This is a genomic window from Nonomuraea sp. NPDC049480 (assembly GCF_044465905.1).
Taxonomy (GTDB): domain Bacteria; phylum Actinomycetota; class Actinomycetes; order Streptosporangiales; family Streptosporangiaceae; genus Nonomuraea.
Genome location: NZ_JBITMD010000016.1, coordinates 150,300 through 170,433 on the forward strand (window position 1 = coordinate 150,300; position 20,134 = coordinate 170,433).

A 20,134-nucleotide genomic window follows, 5' to 3' on the forward strand; every position below is an offset into this window, starting at 1 on the left:
TCGCGGGGATACTAGGGGGCATGTCACGTGACGGCAGGCCGACCGACATCTTCGTCAGCTACTCCCCGGCCGACACGGCCTGGGCCACCTGGATCGCCTGGGAACTGGAGGCGGCGGGCCACCGGACCATGATCCAGGCGTGGGACTTCGTGCCGGGCACCAACTTCATCGACTTCATGGACCGCGGGGTCAGCGAGGCGCAGCTGGTTGTGGCGGTGCTCTCGCGCAACTATCTCACCTCGCGATACGGCCGGATGGAGTGGCAGGCGGCGCTGCGCGCGAACCCGGACAACCCCTCCAGCAAGCTCGTCACGATCCGGCTGGAGGACGTCCAGCTGGAGGGCCTGCTGTCCACGATCACCTGGGTCGACCTGCTCGGCGTCACCGATCCGGGACAGGCCAGGGCGCTGCTGCTGGGCCGGGTCAGGGAGGCGCTGGCGGGACGGGCGAAGCCGGAGTCGGCTCCGGCGTTCCCCGACGGCTCCTTCGTGCCGGCGGCCGCGCCGACGCTGCCGCCCCCGCCGCGCGAGAGGGCCAGGGCCCGCCGCACGCCGGTCACGGCGCCGAAGTTCCCGCCCGCGACGAGCTCGGACCACGGCCGGGAATCGATCAGCGTGCTGCACATCGGCGGCCCCCGGTTCGGCCGGGCGCTGCCCGATCCCGGCGATCCGTTCACGCCGGAGGACATGCAGGCGCGGATCTGGGCGGACCTGACCGCCATGTACGACCGGGGCACGCCCCGCCCCGACCTGATGCTCGTCAGCGGCGATCTGACGGAGTCCGGCAGCCTGGGGCAGTTCGGGCAGGCGACGCGGTTCGTGACCGATCTGCGGCTGCTGCTCGGGCTGGAGCCGCACCGGCTGGTGCTGCTGCCGGGGCCGCGCGACGTCACCAAGGCGGCCGCCAGCGCCTACTTCATGACCTGCGAGGCCGACGACGTGAGCCCGCAGCCACCGTACTGGCCGAAGTGGCGGCATTTCGCGGGGCTGTTCGGCGAGGTGTACCAGGGGCTGGACGACCGGCTGTTCGACGGCGGGCAACCGTGGACGCTGTTCGAGGTGCCCGATCTGAAGGTGGTCGTGGCGGGGCTCAACTCGACGATGGCGATGAGCCATCTGGAGCGGGACGCGTACGCGCTGCTGGGCGAGGCGCAGGCGGCCTGGTTCGCCGAGCGGCTGCGGCCGTACGAGGAGGGCGCGTGGCTGCGGCTGGGCGCGATCGGGCACCCGCCGGCCGAGCTGCGGGACGCGCCGACGTTCGAGCGGCTGCTGGCGCACCGGCTCAACCTGCTCTTCCACGGCGGGGCCGGGGACGCCGCCGAGGGCCGGATCGCCGCGCCCCGCGCCGGAAGGCACCAGGTCGTCGAGATCACGCCGGACGGGCTGCGCGTGTGGCGGCCCGAGGAGGGCGAGCCCGAGCAGGCGCCGTACAAGTGGCGGGCCGTGCGGGCGACGTTCACCGGCGAGACCGAGCCCGCGCCGCCGCCCGGGCCCAAGCCGGACGAGCGTGAGCCGAGCCCGGTCGAGCTGCTGCTCGACCGCATCACCGAGGTCTGCGAGGCCCGGCACGAGCGGGCCAGGATCCGCAGGTTCGCCTCCCACCTCGTGGTCACCCACCCGGAGGACGGGTTCGTCCGCCAGACGATGATCGGCGCGCACGCCGGCGAGCTGACCGGCGAGGCCGCGGACGCCTTCGTGCGGCAGGCGCACGCCGCCGGCCTGTCCGCCGAGCTGGTCTACCAGGGCCCGCCGGCGCCCCGCGCGATGCGCGACGACCTCATGCGCAAGGGGGTGCGGCTGCGCAGCTTCACCGAGTTCCAGGGCCTGCTCGACCTGACCGGCTACGTCACCGAGCAGACGGCCAGGCTGACGAGCGACCGCCGCTACCCGCCGGACCTGTACGTTCCGCAGCGCTACCGCGAGCTGGACCGGCCGGGCAACCAGATCAAGCAAGGTCTGGCCGACGAGCTGATGCGGCTGCTGTCCGCCGACCACGGCCGCTTCCTGCTGCTGCTGGGCGAATTCGGCCACGGCAAGACGTTCGCGCTGCGTGAGCTGGCCCGCCGCATCCCCGCCGAGCTGCCGCACCTGACGCCGATCCTCATCGAGCTGCGCGTCCTGGACAAGGCGCACTCGGTGGACGCGCTGGTGGCGGCGCACCTGGCGAGCCACGGCGAGGAGGTCATCGACCTCAAGGCCTTCCGCTACCTGCTGCGGCAGGGGCGGATCGTGCTGCTGTTCGACGGCTTCGACGAGCTGGTGACCCGGCTGACGTACGACCGGGCGGCCGACCACCTGGCCACGTTACTGGCGGCGGCCGAGGACAAGGCGAAGATCGTGGTGGCCAGCCGCACGCAGCACTTCAAGTCACACAGCCAGGTGCTGACCTCGCTCGGTGAGATGGTGGGGGTGCTGCCTCAGCGCCGGGTGCTCAGCGTCGAGGACTTCACGCATGACCAGATCCGCTCGTACCTGGCCAACAGGTTCGACGACGGCGACGAGGCGCGGGCCCGCCTGTCGCTCATGGGCGAGATCCAGGACCTGCTCGCGCTGGCGCAGAACCCGCGCATGCTCAGCTTCATCGCCGACCTCGACGCCGACCGGCTGCGCACGGTGGCCGGCGCGCGGCACACGATCAGCCCGGCGCTGCTGTACGAGGAGATCCTGGGCGCGTGGCTGGCCTTCGAGGAGCGGCGGGCCAGGGTCCCCGGCTCGGCCGCGGCGCTGACCACCGGCGAGCTGTGGCAGGCGGTGACGGCGCTGGCGCTGCGGCTGTGGGAGTCCGGGGAGTCGCTGCTGGGCGTGGACGAGCTGACCGAGATCGGTGAGACGCTGACCGACCTGGCCAGCGGGCAGCTGTCGGCCGCGCACGCCGCGCACGCGATGGGTTCGGGAAGTCTGCTGGTGCGGACCGAGGAGGGGATGTTCGGGTTCATCCACACGTCGGTGATGGAGTGGCTGATCGCCCGGCACATCGCCCTGGGCGACCTCGCGCCGCTGTCGCGCCGGTCGCTGTCGGCGCTCACGGTGGAGTTCCTGTGCGACCTGGCCGACGTGCGGGCGCTGCGCGGGTGGGTCGCGGACCCGCCCGCCGACGACGTGTCCAGGGCGAACGCGGTCAAGATCGCGGCCAGGCTGCGCACTCCCGCCCGCGCCGACCTGCGCGGCGCGAACCTCAAGGGGGAGGATCTGTCGGCCAGGGACCTGCGGGAGGTCGACCTGACCGGCGCCGACCTGTCCGAGGCCACGCTCGCGGGCACGAACCTGTCCAGGGCCACCCTGCGCGACGCCAAGCTGGTGGGGGCGCGGCTGGACGGCGCCGTGCTCACCGGGGCCGACCTGACCGGCGCGGACCTGTCCGGGGCGCGGCTGACGCAGGTGGACATGAGCGACGTGGCGGTCGAGGGCGCCCGCTGGCACCGCACCGCACTGATCAACGTGACGGGCACGCTGCCGCACCTGCACGGCGCGGCGGTGGTGCCCGGGCAGCCGGTGGAGGTGGAGTTCGCGCCCGCCGGGATCGGCGTCCCGTACGGGTACCACTTCCAGACCAGCCGCCTGCCGGAGCCGATCGCGTACAGTCCCGACGGCACCACCATCGCCGTCGGCAACGAGGACGGCGGCGTGCTGCTGTGCGTCGGCGGCGCGCCCGTGCGCACGCTGCAGGGCCACCGGGGCCGCGTCTACGCCGTCACCTTCGCGGGCGACCTGCTGGCCACGGGCGCCAGCGACGGCACCGTGCTGCTGTGGGACGCCCTCACCGGCGAGCGGCTGCGCACGCTGACCGGCCACGCCGACGGGGTGTGGCCGGTACGCCTCAGCCCGGCGGGCGACCTGGTGGCGGCCGGTGGCGGGGACGGCGTGGTCCGCGTGTGGGAGACGGCCACCGGCCGGCCGGTCCACGAGCTGGACGGGCACCAGGCGCCGATCTACACGGCCGCGTTCGGCCGTTCGACGCTGGTGACGGGCGACTCGGCGGGCGTGGTGCGGGTCTGGGACCTGGAGTCGGGACGGATGCGCGGCACGCTCGACGGCCACCGGGGCAGCGTCTACCGCGCGGTGCCGAGCCCTGACGGCCGGCTGCTGGCCACCGGCGACGAGGCGGGCATCGTACGCCTGTGGGACACCGCCACGTGGACGCTCCTGCACACGCTGACCGGGCACGCGGGCAGCGTCTACTGCGTGGCGTTCTCGCCCGACGGGTCGCTGCTGGCGACCGGCGACACGGCCGGCGCCGTACGCCTGTGGGATCCGGCGGGGCAGGCGCTCGGCACGCACACCACGCACGCGGCGGCCGTCTACCAGGTGACGTTCAGCCCCGACAGGCAGGTCCTGGCCAGCGGCGACTCGGGCGGAGTCGTGCGGCTGCAGGCTGCCGGCGGGGCGGGGCGCCAGCCGGCCGGGGGCGGGCAGCGGGTGGAATTGGCCGGGCACCGCAGCTCGGTGTGGCCTTTCGTGTTCCGGCCCGACGGCCAGCAACTGGCCACCAGCAGCAACGACGGCACCGTGCGGCTGTGGGACGCCGGCACAGGACAGTGCCAGTGGGTGCTGCGCGGGCACGGGCGGCGCATCTCGTCGGTGCGGTTCAGCGCCGACGGGTCGATGCTGGCGACCAGCGGCAACGACGGCGTCGTCCGCGTGTGGGAGCCGCGCACGGGGCGGCGGCTGCGGGAGTTCAGCGGCACCTCCGACCGGCTGATCTCCGCCCTGTTCTCCCCCGCCGGGCCGGTGCTGGCCACCTCCAGCAACGACGGCGGCGTGCACTTCTGGAACGCCACCACCGGCGACTACGAGCGCGAGCTCAACGCCGAGACCGACCACGTCTGGGCCGAGGCGTTCAGCCCCGACGGGAACATGCTGGCCACGGCCAACGACGACGACAGCGTCAGGATCTGGTACCGCCCGACCGGGCGGCTGGCGGCCAACCTGGCGGATCACCGGGGGCGGGTGCGGTCGATCGCGTTCAGCCCGGACGGCGCGTACGTGGCCACGGGCTGCGACGACAAGCTCGTCCGCATCTGGCACGTGGCCTCCGGCGGCCGGGTGGCCACCCTCGAGGGGCACACCGACCGGATCTACTCGGTGGCCTTCTCCCCCTCGGGCCGGCACCTGGCCAGCGCGAGCAACGACGGCCGGGCCATGGTGTGGGAGCTGCGCCCCGGGCAGCCCTGGCAGCCGCGGCCGGTGCACACGTTCGGCGGGCATGACGGGCGGCTGTGGAGTGTGGCGTTCAACGCCTCCGGCGACTGCCTGGCCACCGGTGGCGACGACCTGATGGTGCGGGTGTGGGACACCGTGAGCGGGCGGCAGCTGCACGCGCTGGCCGGGCACGCCCGCCGGGTGTGGTCGGTGGCCTTCTGCCCCGTCTCCGGCCTGCTGGCCAGCGCGGGCGACGACGGCGTGGTGATCCTCTGGGAGGGCGCCGAGCGGCGGGCCACCCTGCTGGGGCTGCCCGAGGGGTGGGCGGCGCTGGCGCCCGACGGCCGCTACAAGATCCAGGGGGAGCCGGCGGGGCAGTTCTGGCACGTCATCGGGATGTCGCGGTTCGAGCTGGGCGAGCTGGACCCGTACCTGACCGGGGTGCGGCAGGTGCCGCTCGACTCGTCCTTCTGACGCGCCGCCTGTCAGTACACCTCGTAGTCCACGCGCTGCTCGGGGCCGCCGTCGACCGCCCGGCCGCCGCAGCGGCCGGGCCCGGTCCGAGTGCGGCGCTCAGGCCCACGGCTACGACGGCGCACTGTGCCGGTTGTCTGCGGGAGCCACAACGACTGTGGCAAGATCCATGCCTAGATCGTTTCGGTGGCGGCCAGCATCGCGAAAGGGATCACGTATGTCTACCTGCCGGGAGCCGCGCTCGTGACCGGCGAAGGCGACTGGGAGCCCCGGCCGGCCGTGACGGGCGATCTGTTACCCGAAGGCCGGTCGGCCGTGACCGGCGAGCCCGCGTCCGAAGGCCGGTCGCGGGCCGTGAAGATCGCTGCCGTGCTGGCCGGCGTGGTCAACCTGGTCGTGGCCGGGATCCTGATCGGCGTTCCCGGCTTCCGGACCACGCTCGACCCCGTCCCGGTCCCGGACCCGGCCGCCGATCGTACCTCGCCTCCCGCGGCGGCCCTCAGCCGCAGCCCGGCGACCACCCCTGCCCCGATCACCCCGAGGTCCGGCATCCCCGCCACGGGTTCCCCGGTCTCCCACGGCTCTCCGAGCCCTTCCGCTCCGCCCTCCAGCACCATTGCGGCCGCCGGAGTCCCGACCACGCCCGGGGTGATCCGGCCGCAAGGAGCGCGGGTGACGCGGACCCGGGAGCCTCGGTCGCGCTCCGTCCGCCCGCGGGCCGTCCGCCCGCGGGCCGTCCGGCCGAGGAAGACGTCCGTCGTCACCCGCCACACGAGCGACGGCATGGTGGGCGGCCCGGCGAGCCCGTCATCGTCCACCGGCACGCCGAGCGGCCGCCCGACCTCCCCGGCCTCCCCGGCCTCCCCGCCCTCACCGACCGGCCGGCAGACCCCTCGGCGCCAGGGCGGCCAGGCCCCGGTCCAGGAAACCAAGCCATCGTAGATCAGCGGCGAACGGCGCCCCAGGGCTCCGCTCAGCCGCGGGCGGCCCGCCTGAGGAGCTCGTCCCACACGTCGCTCACCAGCGTGTCCAGCTCCTCCAGAGAGCCGTCGTTGGGAAGGACGATGTCCGCGACCGCCAGCCGCTCCTCCCGGCTCGCCTGCGCCGCGATGCGGGCCTTGGCGTCGGCGTCGGCCATCCCCCTGCGCTCGGCCAGCCGCCCGATGCGCACGTCGTCGGCCGCGTCCACGACGATGACCACGTCGTACATCGGCGCCAGCTTGTTCTCCGCCAGCAGCGGCACGTCGTAGACGAGGATCGCGTCGTCGGGCGCCTCGCTCTGCAGCTGCGCCACCCGCTCCCCCACCAGCGGATGGACGATCGCATTGAGCGCCGCCAGCTTCTCGGAGTCGGCGAAGACGATCGATCCGAGTTTCTCGCGATTGAGCGACCCGTCCCGGTGGAGCACCTCGTCCCCGAACGCCGCCACCACCCGCGCCAGGCCGACCGTGCCGGGCTCGACCACCTCACGCGCGATCTTGTCGGCGTCGATCACGACGGCTCCCCGGGCCGCGAGCCGCTTGGACACCTCGCTCTTGCCGGAGCCGATGCCGCCGGTGAGCCCAATCTTCAACACCGGGAAAGCCTATCCACCATCGCGGCGCACGGGGTCATCATCGAAGTATGACGACCTCGATCATACGGGCGGCGCACGAGCAGGCCGCGGCGGCCGGCGACGACTGGGTGGGCCCGCAGCACATCGTTCCGGCCCTGCTGACCGGCGACTCGGTCGCCGCCCGCGTGCTGGCGGAGGCCGGGCTCGACCGGGCGCGGGCGCTGGAGTGCCTGCGTCACGGGGTGCGGCCGGGCCACGGGGTGGGCGGCTTCGCCAACCCGGCCTTCTCCAAGCTGTGCGGCATCGCCACCGGCCTGGCGCTGGCCGCGGGCCGGCGGGACCCGGCACCCGAGCACTGGCTCCTCGCGCTGGCCTACGACGCGGGGAACAGGGAGGCGACGCCGCTGCACCAGTTCGGCCTGGACCCGGCCCGGGTGGTGGAAGCGCTGCGCGGGCACGGAGTCCAGGTGCCGCCGCTCGACCCGCCCGTGCACGTCCCGTGGCGCGGCCGGCACCAGATCGTCGTGCCCGCGTCCAGGCTTCAGCCGGTGCTCGACCGGCTCGACGCCGAGCATCCGGCGGGATCGGAGTGGCGGTGGAGCTGGAACTGGGTCGACGACGACATGGGCCGCGCCATGATCATCGCGGAGGAGGGGATCGATCTGGCTGCCTGCGCAGGTGAACCATCATCAGGTGATCGTCCATCCGCTCGCGGTGGGTCTCCCGATAGCCCAGCCGGCGGTAAAGCCGCAGGTTGGCCTCCGACAGGTGCCCGGTGAACAGGTCGAACGCGGTGGCCTGCGGCACCTGCTCGTGCAGCGCGGTCAGCAGTGCCGTGCCCAGCCTTTGCCCCTGCCGGTCGGGCGCGACGACGAGCCGGCCGACCAGGCAGGTGGTGCCGGACAGCCGCCCCCGCACGGCGCCGACGATCCGGCCGGCGTCGACGGCCTTGAGCACGACGGCGGTCTCGATGACCTTGCGCATTTGCTCCAGCGACTCGACGAGCGGCGGGATGTACGGATCTCCGTAGAGCTGGGCCTCGCTCACGTAAGCCGCCCGCTGCACGGTGAGGATCTCCCCCGCGTCCGCCGCCACCGCCTGCTCGATCGTCACGCGCAGCACCCTATCGGGCGGACGAGTCCCAGGCTCCCAGGTCCACCCGCCGGTTGAGGCCTTCGCCCGCGTCAGCGGACAATACGGAAAAACGCGCGGATGCCCTCGATCAGCGTGTCCGGCGACGCCATGGCGACCATGTGGCTGGGGCTGTGCGCCTCGCCCCAGTACACGATGTCGTTCTTGCGCTCGGCGATCCGCCGCAGCAGCGCCGGCCCGCCGTGGGTGGTCCCGGTCGGCACCACCTTCTGGTCGATGGGCAGGCCGGCCGCGCCCTCGTAGTACGTCCAGGAGGACGATCCGCCGGTCTCCGTCAGCCAGTACAGGCTGGCGTTGGTCAGCACCAGGTCACGATCGAGGGGCTCGGCCTGCGACCCCCAGCCGTCGAACTCCTTGAACCGCTCCACCAGGTAGGCCAGCTGCGCCACCGGCGAGTCGGCGAACCCGTGGGCGAGCGTCTGCGGCCGGGCGGCCAGATAGGGCCCGTAGCCGCTGCCGCCGGTCGTCCACTCGGTCATCCCCTTCAGCTCGGCCAGCTCCTCTTCGCTCAGCCCCTCCAGCTCGGCGGGGTCCCCGGTGGGGATGCCGAGCCCGGCCGTGATGAGCGCGCCGGTCACGTGCTCCGGGGCCAGCGCGGCCAGCTGCGGCGTGACGAGCGCCCCGGCGTCGTTGCCGTGCGCCCCGTACCGGTCGTACCCGAGCCTGCGCATCAGCTCGGCCCACGTGCGCGCCACCCTCGCGATGTTCCACGGCCGCTCGTCGGCGGGCTCGGGGAAGGGCGAGAACGCGAAACCGGGCAGTGACGGCGCGACGACGTGGAAGGCAACGTCGGGGTCGAGCCCGTGGGCGCGCGGGTCGGCGAGCGGCCCGATGACGTCGAGGAACTCGGCGACGGTGTTCGGCCAGCTGTGCGTCATGATCAGCGGCAGCGCGCCGGGCTCCGGCGAGCGCGCGTGGAGGAAGTGGACGGTCTGCCCGTCGATCTCGGTGGTGAACTGGGGGAAGGCGTTCAGCCTCGCCTCCCGCTCGCGCCAGTCGAACCCGCCGGCCCAGTGTTCGGCCAGCTCACGCACATATCCGACCGGCACGCCGCGGCTCCACCCGCCGGGCAGCTGCCGGGCCCATCTGGTACGCCGCAGCCGCTCTCTCAGGTCGTCGAGGTCGGCCTGCGGGATGTCGATGCGGAACGGCTTGATCTCTTCCATGCGGACAACGTTAGACGTGAATGCGGCAAGAATCGTTCCGCAATACCCCGGCGGCCCGGACTCCGGCACGAGTTCCTCAGCACGCGCCCCGGCGGCGCATCCCGGGAACGCGAAAGGCCCCGCACGTCACCGTGCGGGGCCTTTAGGTAAAGCCGGTCAGGGCCTCAGATCAGCTCTGGCCGCCCGCGAGCTTCTCGCGCAGGGCCGCGAGCGCCTCGTCAGAGGCGAGCGCGCCGCCGGCGGGAGCCGACGTGGAGCCGCCCTGCGGAGCCTGGGTCTCGCCGCTGTAGGACGAGGGAGCGGCTTCGCCGGCCTCGGCCTCGGCCTTGCGGGCCTCCTCGATCTGCTTCCTGTGAGCCTCGAAGCGGGTCTGGGCCTCGGCGTACTGCCGCTCCCACTCCTCACGCTGCTTGTCGAAGCCCTCGAGCCACTCCCCGGTCTCCGGGTCGAAGCCCTCGGGGTAGATGTAGTTGCCCTGGTCGTCGTAGGTGGCCGCCATGCCGTAGAGCGTCGGGTCGAACTCGACCTCGGTGCCCACGCCCTCGTTGGCCTGCTTCAGCGAGAGGCTGATGCGACGACGGTCGAGGTCGATGTCGATGATCTTCACGAAGATCTCGTCGCCGACCTGGACGACCTGCTCCGGGATCTCCACGTGGCGCTCGGCCAGCTCGGAGATGTGGACCAGGCCCTCGATGCCCTCCTCGACCCGGACGAACGCGCCGAACGGCACCAGCTTGGTGACGCGGCCCGGCACGACCTGGCCGATCTGGTGGGTGCGGGCGAACTGCTGCCACGGGTCTTCCTGGGTCGCCTTCAGCGACAGGGAGACGCGCTCGCGCTCCATGTCGACGTCGAGGACCTCGACCGTGACCTCCTGGCCGACTTCGACGACCTCGGACGGGTGGTCGATGTGCTTCCAGGACAGCTCGGACACGTGGACCAGGCCGTCGACGCCGCCGAGGTCCACGAAGGCGCCGAAGTTGACGATCGAGGAGACGACGCCCTTGCGGACCTGACCCTTCTGGAGGGTGTTGAGGAACGTCTGGCGAACCTCGGACTGCGTCTGCTCGAGCCAGGCGCGGCGCGACAGGACCACGTTGTTGCGGTTCTTGTCGAGCTCTATGATCTTGGCCTCGAGCTCACGGCCGACATACGGCTGCAGATCGCGGACACGTCGCATCTCGACCAGGGACGCCGGGAGGAAGCCACGCAGGCCGATGTCGAGGATGAGACCACCCTTGACGACCTCGATGACGGTGCCGGTGACGATGCCGTCCTCGTCCTTGATCTTCTCGATCGTGCCCCAGGCGCGCTCGTACTGGGCGCGCTTCTTGGACAGGATCAGGCGGCCCTCCTTGTCCTCCTTCTGGAGAACCAGGGCCTCGACGTGTTCGCCGACCTCCACGACGTCAGCGGGATCGACATCGTGCTTGATCGAAAGCTCGCGCGAGGGGATGACACCCTCGGTCTTGTAGCCGATATCGAGAAGGACCTCGTCTCGATCGACCTTGACGACGGTGCCCTCAACAATGTCACCGTCGTTGAAGTACTTGATGGTCTCGTCGATCGCGGCGAGGAAGGCTTCCTCGGACCCGATGTCGTTGACCGCTACCTGCGGGGTGCTCGAGGTGACCTCAGTGCTGGACGTCATGTGTGGAATTGCTCCGAACGCGGACAGGATGTCGATGTGGCGGATGCGCGGCAGGCCCTCTTCCGCATCAAGCCGAGTAGTTACGACATCGACGTGACCGAGCGCGAGCCCGCTCCGTCTGAGGCGCGCGCGAGCCCACAGCGCAGCGATCAGCATATGAGACCTGGGACGTGGGGTCAATCCGGGGAGCGGTCAGTACGCAATGACCTGGAGCCCACGCTTGGCGACGATATTACCTCTAAGCGTCCCCGGTATGGAGATCCGGTCGGGGTCGCCGTCGGAGACGAAACGCTCGCCAGGGTGCCTGTCCAGCCACTCCAGCCAGTATTGCGAGCACCACTTGCGGCACTCGCCTTTCTTGCCGTTGCTCTGGATGCGCTGGATCGCTCCCCGGTCGAAATTTTTCGCGTAGGGCGAAACCGATGGCTCGGCTCCCGCGAGGAACACGCCGGCGAAATCATAGCGCGTGCCGTCCCATGATCCGCTCCGTGCGGACTTCTTGCCGTGCGGCATCATCCCGTACGGCAGCGCGATCGTCCTGGACGACGGCACGCCGAGCTTCTTGAGCAGCCGCTCCAGCCGGACGATCTGCTCGCGGACCTTCTTCCTCTTGAGCCAGCGCAGGTTGGGGTGGCCCCAGGTGTGGTTGGCCACTTCGTAGCCGTGGTCGACCAGCCACCGTACGGCGGCCGCCTGGGACGCCTGGTCGCGCAGCCCGAACGGCTCCTTGTTGATCCAGAACGTGGCGACCGGCCGGAAGTCCGGATATCGGGCGGCCACCTCCTGGATCACGGCGACCGCCGTGCCGGGGGCGGGGTTGCCGCCCGCGTCCAGCGCGAAGTGGCTGGGATGCCCGTCGTCGAACGTCAGCACCACCGGGAACCTCCCCGCCGGCACCCGGATGTCGCCGGTGGCGAACTCCCTGGCGGTGATCGGCACGTATCCCTTCTTCGCCAGCTTCTCCAGCTCCTCCCTGAGCTGGCCGGGCGTCCTGTCGAGGGAGGCCAGCCGCTTGCCGGCGATCCGGTGGTACATCAGCACCGGCACCAGCCCGAGCTCGTTGGCGCCGACCTGCTTGGCGAACTCGGGTGTGGCGACGACCCCGGGCGGCTGGCCGACCGGGGTCGTGCCGGGTTCCGGAACGCTCTGCTGGACCTGTGTCCCGACCGGCGGCTTGGCGTGCGGCCGGCTCTCGGACGGCATGAGGCTCAACCCGATGATCGCCACGGTGACCACGACGGCGTTGGTGAGGCCGATGATCCGCGTGAGCGACGCTGATGTCCGCACACAACTCCCGTGCCGCTCGGGGGAAGAGACACTTCAGGTTAGTGCAGATCCCTTTAGTGCAGATCCGTCCGTGACTCGCCGGGCGCATGCGACATACGGGGCGTGCCGGCCGCCGTACGCGATCAGTGCCCGGCGTCCTCCCAGGTGCGTCCGACGCCCACGGAGACCTCCAGCGGGACCCGCAGGCGGTAGGCGGCGTTCATCTGGTCGCAGACGAGCTGCGTGAGCTGCTCCAGCTCCCCTGGCGCCACCTCGAACACGAGCTCGTCGTGGACCTGCAGGAGCATCCGGGAGGACAGCCCCTCCTCGCGGATCGCCTGGTGGACGTGGAGCATGGCGACCTTGATGATGTCGGCGGCCGAGCCCTGGATGGGCGCGTTGAGCGCCATCCGCTCGGCCATCTCGCGCCGCTGGCGGTTGTCGCTGGTGAGGTCGGGCAGGTAGCGGCGGCGGCCCATGATCGTCTCGGTGTAGCCGTCGCTGCGTGCCTGGGCGACGATGGCGTGCAGGAAGTCGCGCACGCCGCCGAACTCCTCGAAGTATTCCTCCTTCAGCGCCCGCGCCTCCGACACCGCGATGTTGAGCTGGCCGGCCAGCCCGAAGTCGGACAGGCCGTAGGCCAGGCCGTAGTTCATCGCCTTGATGCGGGCGCGCAGCTCGCCGTCGATCTGCTCGGGCGGCAGGTCGAACACGCGCGCCGCGGTGGCCTGGTGGAAGTCGTGCCCGGACTCGAAGGCGGCGATCAGTGCCTCGTCGCCCGACAGGTGGGCCATGATGCGCAGCTCGATCTGGCTGTAGTCGGCCGTCAGCAGCGTCTCGTAGCCCTCGCCGACCACGAAGCCCTGCCGGATGCGGCGGCCCTCGGCGGTGCGGATCGGGATGTTCTGCAGGTTGGGCTTCTCCGACGACAGCCGGCCCGTGGCCGCGATGATCTGGTTGAACGTGGTGTGGATGCGGCCGTCGTCGCCGATCTCCTTGATCAGGCCCTCCACCGTGGTGCGCAGCTTCTGCTGGTCGCGGTGGCGCAGCATGATCGTGGGCAGCTCGTGCTCGGTCTGGGTCGCGAGCCAGGCGAGCTGGTCGGCGTCGGTGCTGTAGCCGGTCTTGATCTTCTTGGTCTTGGGCAGGTTGAGCTTGGTGAAGAGGATCTCCTGCAGCTGCTTGGGCGAGCCCAGGTTGAACTGCTCGCCGACCGCGCGGTGCGCCTCCTCCACGGCGTGCTTGACCGCGGCGCCGAACTCGGCCTCCAGGCCGGCGAAGTATTGGCTGTCGACGGCGATGCCCGCGCGCTCCAGCTCGGCCAGCACGTGCAGCAGCGGCTGCTCGACGTCGCCGAGCAGCTGGGTGCCCCCGCGCCCGGCGAGGAAGCGCTCCAGGGACTCGGCCAGCTCGCGCACGGCGTGGGCGCGCAGCGCGAGGTCCTTGGCCGGGGCGTCCTCGTCGTCGCCGAACAGCGCGGCCTGCCCGTTGGACTCCTTCTCGGCCCGCAGGTCGCGGTTGAGGTAGCGGCGGGCGAGGTCCTCCAGCGCGAACGTGCGCTGCCCGGGCATCGCCAGGTAGGCGGCCAGGGCGGTGTCGCAGCCGAGGCCGCGCAGCTCCATGCCCTGCGCCCACAGGGCCAGGATGGGCCCCTTGGCGTCGTGGACGGCCTTGGGCCTGGTCTCGTCGCCCAGCCAGGCCCGCAGGGCCGTCTCGTCGGCCTCGGTGAGCTTGACCGGGTCGATGTGGGCGGCGGTGCCGGCGGGCGAGGCGATGGCGATGCCGTCGATGCGGCCGGTGCCGCTGCCGTAGACGCCCTTGAAGGCCAGCCCGGCGCGGCCCTCGGGCAGCGCGGCCAGCCAGCCGGCGACGCGGTCGGGGCCGAGCAGCACGGTCTCGACCTCGAAGCCCTGGTCGGGCTCCTGCTCGCCGGTGCCCAGCACCTTGAACACCCGCTCGCGCAGCTCGCCGCGGATCTGCAGGGTGTCGAACAGCTTGTTGATCTCCTCGCGCTCCCAGGTGCCCTGCTTGAGGTCGTCGAGCTCGACGTCGACCGGGACGTCGCGCAGCAGCTCGGTGAGCCGCCGGTTCATCAGCACCTGGGCGACGTGCTCGCGCAGCTTGTCGCCGACCTTGCCCTTGACCTCGTCGACCCGGTCGATCAGCGCGGTCAGCGAGCCGAACTCGCGCACCCACTTGGCCGCGGTCTTCTCCCCCACGCTGGGGATGCTCAGCAGGTTGTCGCTGGGGTCGCCGCGCAGCGCCGCGAAGTCGGGGTATTGCACCGGGGTCAGGCCGTATTTCTCCTCGACCGCCTCGGGCGTGAACCGGGTCATGTCGCTGATGCCGCGCCGCGTCATCAGGACGGTGACGTGCTCGTCGACGAGCTGCAGCGTGTCGCGGTCGCCGCTGACGATCAGAACGTTCATGCCCTGGGCGGAGGCGCGGGTGGCGAGCGTGGCGATGAGGTCGTCGGCCTCGAACCCGGCCTTGGACAGCCGCGGGATGCGCAGCGTGTCGAGCAGCTCGAAGATGAGCTGCATCTGGCCGCGGAAGTCCTCGGGCGTCTCGGCTCTGTTGGCCTTGTAGTCGGAGTATTCCTCATGGCGGAACGTCGGCTCCGACCGGTCGAAGGCCACTGCCACGTGGGTCGGCTGCTCGTCGCGCAGGACGTTGGTCAGCATCGAGGTGAACCCGTAGACCGCCTCGGTGTGCTGACCGTCGGTGGTCATCAGGTTGGCGTCCTTGAGCGCGTAGAACGCGCGATAGGCCAGGGAATGCCCGTCGAGCAGCAACAGGCACGGGCGGCTGGGGGTCACTTCACTCTTCGGCACACACGAAGCCTAGTCTGCGACTACGACAGAAGACCTGAGCCCGGAAGAGTGGAGACGCCCCTTTGACGCAGACCAACCCTCTGGATCTCCTCACGGTGAGCGGCATGCACGACGGCACGCTGGCCGATCGGATGGGGATCGAGTTCCTCGAGGCCGGACCGGACCGGGTCGTGGGCAGGATGCCGGTCGAGGGCAACACGCAGCCGTACGGGCTGCTGCACGGCGGCGCCTCGGCGGTGCTCGCGGAGACGCTGGGATCGGTGGCGGCGGCCATCCACGCCGGTCCCGACCGCATCGCGCTGGGCGTGGAGATCAACGCGACCCATCACCGCGCGGCGGCCTCGGGCTACGTCACCGGCGTCGCGACCAGGTTGCACGGCGGCCGCACTTTGGCGACATACGACATCGAGATCAGCGATGAGCAGGGACGTCGCGTGTGCACCTCCCGGCTCACATGCATGTTGCGCGACCGATGAACCTTCCGTCACTTCGACCGATTCTTTGCGCACCGGCCCCGCGGGTCGCTACGGTTGTCCGAACGCGAGCCCGCGGGGGAGGCCCGGTAGATAACGTGTACGGCCGGGGAAGCCCTACATGGCCCCAAAGGCCGGCCCCGCGGGCTCGTTCATGTCCCCTCAGGATTGTTACGAATCCGTTTTCGCGACCGCCAGGCGTCTCTCTCGATTCAGCCCCTGACCTGGCGCGTTGTTTCCTCACATGAGCGACACGCCCTTGTCACTAATTGGTGACGAACGGTACTGAACCGGGCGTCGCGGGAATAGGCTCCCGCCATTGCATTCCAGCGTGCCTGGGATGCGCGCGTGTCGAGATGGACGGGCACAGCCCCGCCTTGACCTAACTTTGAGGGAGCACCATTGCGCAGAGCCGTGATCGCGTTCACGGCCTTTCTGGGTGGACTCATCTTCCTGCTGGCCGGGCCCGCCCACGCGGGTCCCGCCGACTGCGAGCAGGGCCTGAGGGGAACACTCAAACTCCAAGGCCAGCCAGTGAACGGCGCCAAAATTGCGGTGACCACCGAGAGCGGGCAACCCGTCAAGGAGGTCACCACCAACGCTCAAGGCGCCTGGGAAGCCGAGGTCGACGATCCAGGCAAGTACAAGGTCACCCTGGACGCCGCGTCCCTTCCGCAGAACGCCGAGATCCGCGGGGGCAACAACGTCCGCACACCCACCGTGTACGAGGGCAACTGCTCCGCGGTGCTGTTCGCGCTGCAGCCCAAGGGCGCCGCGGGGCAGCAACAGCAGCAGGACACGGACGCCGCCGACAGCTCGTTCTGGACGCGGGCCGCGCAGCTCACGTTCGAGGGATTCAACCTCGGCCTGATCATCGCCCTGGCCGCGCTCGGTCTGTCGCTCATCTACGGCACGACCGGCCTGACCAACTTCGCCCACGGCGAGCTGGTCACGCTCGGCGCGGTTCTCGCCTACGGGTTCAACGTGGGCTTCGGGATCCATCTGATCCCCGCCGCGGTCATCTCCGTCATCGTGGCGGGCGCGCTCGGCTACGGGCAGGACCGCTTCTTCTGGGGCCAGCTGCGCAGGCGCGGCACCGGCGTCATCGCGATGATGATCATCTCGATCGGCGTGGCGCTTTTCATGCGCTACGTACTCCTGATCTTCTTCGGCGGTGAGAACGAGGCCTACGCGCAGTACACGGCGCAACCGGGCATCGAGGTCGGCCCCATCTCCGCCGCCCCCAAGAACTTCGTCGCCATGGGCATCGAGCTCGCCGTCCTGGTCGTCGTCGGCTTCGCGCTGCTGCGCACCCGCACCGGCAAGGCGGCCCGCGCCGTGGCCGACAACCCCGCGCTGGCGGCCTCGTCCGGCATCAACGTCGACCGGGTGATCAGGATCATCTGGACGCTGGGCGGCGCCATCGCCGCGCTGGCCGGCATCATGCTGGGCCTCTCGCAGAACCTGAAATACACGATGGGCCAGGAAATCCTGCTGCTCATCTTCGCCGGCGTGACGCTCGGCGGGCTCGGCACCGCGTTCGGTGCCCTGGTCGGCTCACTGGTGGTGGGCCTGTTCATCCAGGTCTCCACGCTGTGGGTGCCGCCGGAGCTCAAGAGCGTCGGCGCGCTGGCAGTGCTCATCATCGTGCTCCTCGTCCGGCCACAGGGCATCCTGGGCCGCCGCGAGCGGATCGGCTGATCGGGGGAGGATCAGAATGGACTGGATCACGATCTTCAGCACCACCATCAAGGCCGCCATCAACGTGGAGACGGTGCTGTACGGCCTGGCGGCCATCGGCATCAACATCCACTTCGGCTACACCGGCCTGCTCAACTTCGGCCAGGCCGCGTTCATGGGCGTGGCCGGCTACGGGCTGGCCGTCACCGTCACCGTCCTGGGACTGCCCTTCTGGGTCGGCATCTTGGTCGGCCTGGCGGCAGCGGTGCTCCTGGCGCTCCTGATGGGCATCCCGACGCTGCAACTGCGCGCCGACTATCTGGCCATCGTCACCATCGCGGTGGCCGAGATCATCAGGCTCGTCTTCCGATCCGTGGCGTTCAAGGACATCTTCGGCGGCTCCGACGGCCGGCGGGGCTTCACCGAGGGCTTCTACGCGCTCAACCCCTTCCCCGAAGGGGACTACGGCTTCAACCTCGGCCCGATACCCATCTTCTTCAACTACCGCACGCTCTGGGTCATGCTCGTCGGCTGGCTGCTGGTCGCCCTGTGCTGCGGCATCGTCTACCTGCTGATGAAGAGCCCGTGGGGCCGCGTGCTCAAGGCCATCCGCGAGGACGAGGACGCCGTGCGCAGCCTCGGCAAGAGCGTCTTCTCGTACAAGATGCAGTCGCTGGTCCTGGGCGGCGTCATCGGCTGCCTCGGCGGCTTCATCTACGGCCTGGCGTACGGCTCGGTGCAGCCGGACGTGTTCGGCACCGAGACCACGTTCTACATGTACACGATGGTCATCCTCGGCGGCGCCGCCCGCGTGCTCGGCCCCGTGGTCGGCTCGATGTTGTTCTGGGTGCTGCTGGTCCTCATCTACGGCGTGCTCGCCGAGGCGGTCGGCTCCGGCTACATCACCTTCCTGACCGTGAACCAGGTCGGCGCGGTGCGCTGGATCATGGTGGGTCTCGGCTTGATCCTGTTGCTCATCTTCCGGCCACAGGGCATCTTCGGTGACAAGAGGGAGATAGCAATCAATGCACGCTGAAACCACCACCAGCGAGCGTAAGGCCGCGGCGCTGGCAGCCTTCAAGGACCTGCCTCGCGATCCAGGCGTGCCCAAGCCGGACCCGATCCTCGTCGTGGACAACGTCGTGCGCCGCTTCGGCGGTCTCACCGCCGTCGAGGTGGGCCACGTCGAGATCCAGCGCGGCTCCATCACCGCGCTGATCGGTCCCAACGGAGCGGGCAAGACCACGTTCTTCAACCAGCTGACCGGCTTCGACACGGCCGACTCCGGCTCGTGGACGTTCAACGGGCGCAGCATGAACGGCGTGCCCGCGCACAAGGTGGCCCGCGCCGGCATGGTGCGCACCTTCCAGCTCACCAAGGCGCTGTCCAGGCTGACCGTGCTGGAGAACATGCGCCTGGGAGCCCAGCAGCAGAAGGGCGAGAGCTTCTGGCGGGCCCTCATCCCGGGCACTTGGCGCCAGCAGGAGGACGAGATCACGGCGCGGGCCGTGGAACTGCTGGCCCGCTTCAAGCTCGACGCCAAGAGCGAGGATTTCGCCGGATCGCTGTCCGGCGGCCAGCGCAAGCTGCTGGAGATGGCCCGCGCGCTCATGGTCCAGCCCGAGCTGGTCATGCTCGACGAGCCGATGGCCGGCGTCAACCCGGCGCTGACCCAGTCGCTGCTCGGCCACGTCAAGGACTTGCGCGACCAGGGCATGACGGTGCTGTTCGTCGAGCACGACATGGACATGGTCCGCGACATCAGCGACTGGGTGATCGTCATGGCGCAGGGCAACGTCATCGCCGAGGGCCCACCCTCGACGATCATGTCCGACGAGCGCGTGATCGACGCCTACCTGGGCGCGCACCACGACGCGCCGCTCTCCGAGAGCGAGCTGGAGGCGCAGCTCCACGAGGCTGAGGCGGCGCTGGAGGCCGAGATCGAAGAGGAGACGCAGAAGTGACCGTCCCGGATTCCCAAGCGGCCGTCACCGACCGCAGCGCGCACCTGGAGGGCGCCGAGGACGCCATCCTGCGGTGCGACGAGCTGATCGCCGGCTACCTGCCGGGGGTCAACATCCTCAACGGCTCCGACCTGTACGTCAAAGACGGCGAGCTGATCGGCATCATCGGCCCCAACGGCGCCGGCAAGTCGACGCTGCTCAAGGCCATGTTCGGGCTGGTCAACATCCGCAGCGGCACGGTGCTGCTCAAGGGTGAGAACATCACGAACATGAAGGCGCACTCGCTGGTCTCCCGCGGCGTCGGATACGTGCCGCAGACCAACAACGTCTTCCCCAGCCTCACCATCGAGGAGAACCTCGAGATGGGCGCCTTCCAGGTGCCGGGGAAGTTCAAGGAGCGCTTCGAGTTCGTCGCGGAGCTGTTCCCCGCGCTCAAGGAGCGGCGCAAGCAGCGCGCCGGGTCCCTGTCCGGCGGTGAGCGGCAGATGGTGGCGATGGCCAGGGCGCTGATGACCGAGCCGTCGGTCCTGCTGCTCGACGAGCCGTCCGCCGGCCTGTCACCCAAGCTGCAGGACCTGGTGTTCATCCAGGCCCAGCAGATCAACAAGGCGGGCGTCACCGTCATCATGGTGGAGCAGAACGCACGCCGCTGCCTGCAGATCTGCCACCGCGGCTACGTCCTCGACCAGGGCCGCAACGCCTACACCGGCACCGGCCGTCAGCTCGCCAACGACCCCAAGGTCATCGAGCTGTACCTGGGCACGCTGGCCAAGGCGTAAAC

General features: G+C 70.5%; 13 protein-coding genes and 1 pseudogene. 8 read left to right on the forward strand and 6 right to left on the reverse strand.

Annotation, left to right across the window (positions count from 1 at the left end; all coding sequences use genetic code 11):
- Nucleotides 1-20 precede the first annotated feature (20 nt).
- The gene (locus ACIBX3_RS37500; protein ID WP_397125274.1) at nucleotides 21-5,612 is read left to right on the forward strand and encodes a TIR domain-containing protein; all 5,592 of its coding nucleotides are present in this window, start codon (nucleotides 21-23) and stop codon (nucleotides 5,610-5,612) included.
- A gap of 186 nt (nucleotides 5,613-5,798) precedes the next feature.
- A complete protein-coding gene (locus ACIBX3_RS37505; RefSeq protein WP_397125275.1) occupies nucleotides 5,799-6,554 on the forward strand; it encodes a hypothetical protein in 756 nt (251 codons plus the stop codon).
- 31 nt (nucleotides 6,555-6,585) lie between these two features.
- On the opposite strand, the gene coaE is transcribed toward ACIBX3_RS37505, so the two are convergent.
- Entirely contained in the window at nucleotides 6,586-7,188 is a 603-nt protein-coding gene (gene coaE / locus ACIBX3_RS37510) for a dephospho-CoA kinase (protein WP_397125276.1), read from the reverse strand.
- A 47-nt stretch (nucleotides 7,189-7,235) separates the two neighbouring features.
- Between coaE and ACIBX3_RS37515 the strand changes: the two are divergent.
- A pseudogene (locus ACIBX3_RS37515) lies at nucleotides 7,236-7,376 on the forward strand (Clp protease N-terminal domain-containing protein); the annotation flags it as partial.
- Between the two features lie 430 nt (nucleotides 7,377-7,806).
- Here the strand turns inward: ACIBX3_RS37515 and ACIBX3_RS37520 are convergent.
- From ACIBX3_RS37520 to polA, 5 genes are all read right to left on the reverse strand, one after another.
- The gene (locus ACIBX3_RS37520) at nucleotides 7,807-8,286 is read right to left on the reverse strand and encodes a GNAT family N-acetyltransferase (protein WP_397125377.1); all 480 of its coding nucleotides are present in this window, start codon (nucleotides 8,284-8,286) and stop codon (nucleotides 7,807-7,809) included.
- Between the two features lie 65 nt (nucleotides 8,287-8,351).
- Entirely contained in the window at nucleotides 8,352-9,485 is a 1,134-nt protein-coding gene (locus tag ACIBX3_RS37525; protein ID WP_397125277.1) for an epoxide hydrolase family protein, read from the reverse strand.
- Between the two features lie 169 nt (nucleotides 9,486-9,654).
- Nucleotides 9,655-11,136, reverse strand: coding sequence for a 30S ribosomal protein S1 (rpsA, locus tag ACIBX3_RS37530; RefSeq protein WP_397125278.1), 1,482 nt, complete (start codon nucleotides 11,134-11,136; stop codon nucleotides 9,655-9,657).
- A gap of 192 nt (nucleotides 11,137-11,328) precedes the next feature.
- Nucleotides 11,329-12,423, reverse strand: a complete 1,095-nt coding sequence (locus ACIBX3_RS37535) for a polysaccharide deacetylase family protein (protein WP_397125279.1) — start codon at nucleotides 12,421-12,423, stop codon at nucleotides 11,329-11,331.
- Nucleotides 12,424-12,545: 122 nt separating this feature from the next.
- Nucleotides 12,546-15,236 carry a DNA polymerase I gene (gene polA, locus ACIBX3_RS37540; RefSeq protein WP_397125280.1) on the reverse strand — a complete coding sequence of 897 codons (2,691 nt, stop codon included), beginning with the start codon at nucleotides 15,234-15,236 and terminating at the stop codon, nucleotides 12,546-12,548.
- Nucleotides 15,237-15,340: 104 nt separating this feature from the next.
- On the opposite strand from polA, the gene ACIBX3_RS37545 reads away from it, so the two are divergent.
- The 5 genes from ACIBX3_RS37545 (at nucleotide 15,341) to ACIBX3_RS37565 (ending at nucleotide 20,132) form a co-directional block, all read left to right on the forward strand.
- Nucleotides 15,341-15,712, forward strand: coding sequence for a PaaI family thioesterase (locus ACIBX3_RS37545; RefSeq protein WP_397125378.1), 372 nt, complete (start codon nucleotides 15,341-15,343; stop codon nucleotides 15,710-15,712).
- A 399-nt stretch (nucleotides 15,713-16,111) separates the two neighbouring features.
- Complete coding sequence (locus tag ACIBX3_RS37550; protein WP_397125281.1) at nucleotides 16,112-17,410, forward strand: branched-chain amino acid ABC transporter permease; 1,299 nt, start codon at nucleotides 16,112-16,114, stop codon at nucleotides 17,408-17,410.
- A gap of 16 nt (nucleotides 17,411-17,426) precedes the next feature.
- The gene (locus tag ACIBX3_RS37555) at nucleotides 17,427-18,425 is read left to right on the forward strand and encodes a branched-chain amino acid ABC transporter permease (protein ID WP_397125282.1); all 999 of its coding nucleotides are present in this window, start codon (nucleotides 17,427-17,429) and stop codon (nucleotides 18,423-18,425) included.
- Complete coding sequence (locus ACIBX3_RS37560) at nucleotides 18,415-19,353, forward strand: ABC transporter ATP-binding protein (protein ID WP_397125283.1); 939 nt, start codon at nucleotides 18,415-18,417, stop codon at nucleotides 19,351-19,353. Before ACIBX3_RS37555 ends, ACIBX3_RS37560 begins: the two co-directional genes overlap by 11 nt.
- Nucleotides 19,350-20,132 (forward strand): ABC transporter ATP-binding protein, encoded by a 783-nt coding sequence (locus ACIBX3_RS37565; RefSeq protein ID WP_397125284.1) that lies wholly within the window; start codon nucleotides 19,350-19,352, stop codon nucleotides 20,130-20,132. The genes ACIBX3_RS37560 and ACIBX3_RS37565 overlap by 4 nt, the downstream gene beginning before the upstream one ends.
- Nucleotides 20,133-20,134 lie beyond the last annotated feature (2 nt).

Coding starts and splice junctions, on each gene's coding strand:
- ACIBX3_RS37525 (WP_397125277.1), bottom strand. CDS start 9,485: ATGGAAGAGATCAAGCCGTTCCGCATCGACATCCCGCAGGCCGACCTC.
- ACIBX3_RS37500 (WP_397125274.1), top strand. CDS start 21: ATGTCACGTGACGGCAGGCCGACCGACATCTTCGTCAGCTACTCCCCG.
- ACIBX3_RS37545 (WP_397125378.1), top strand. CDS start 15,341: ATGCACGACGGCACGCTGGCCGATCGGATGGGGATCGAGTTCCTCGAG.
- ACIBX3_RS37555 (WP_397125282.1), top strand. CDS start 17,427: ATGGACTGGATCACGATCTTCAGCACCACCATCAAGGCCGCCATCAAC.
- rpsA (WP_397125278.1), bottom strand. CDS start 11,136: ATGACGTCCAGCACTGAGGTCACCTCGAGCACCCCGCAGGTAGCGGTC.
- ACIBX3_RS37560 (WP_397125283.1), top strand. CDS start 18,415: ATGCACGCTGAAACCACCACCAGCGAGCGTAAGGCCGCGGCGCTGGCA.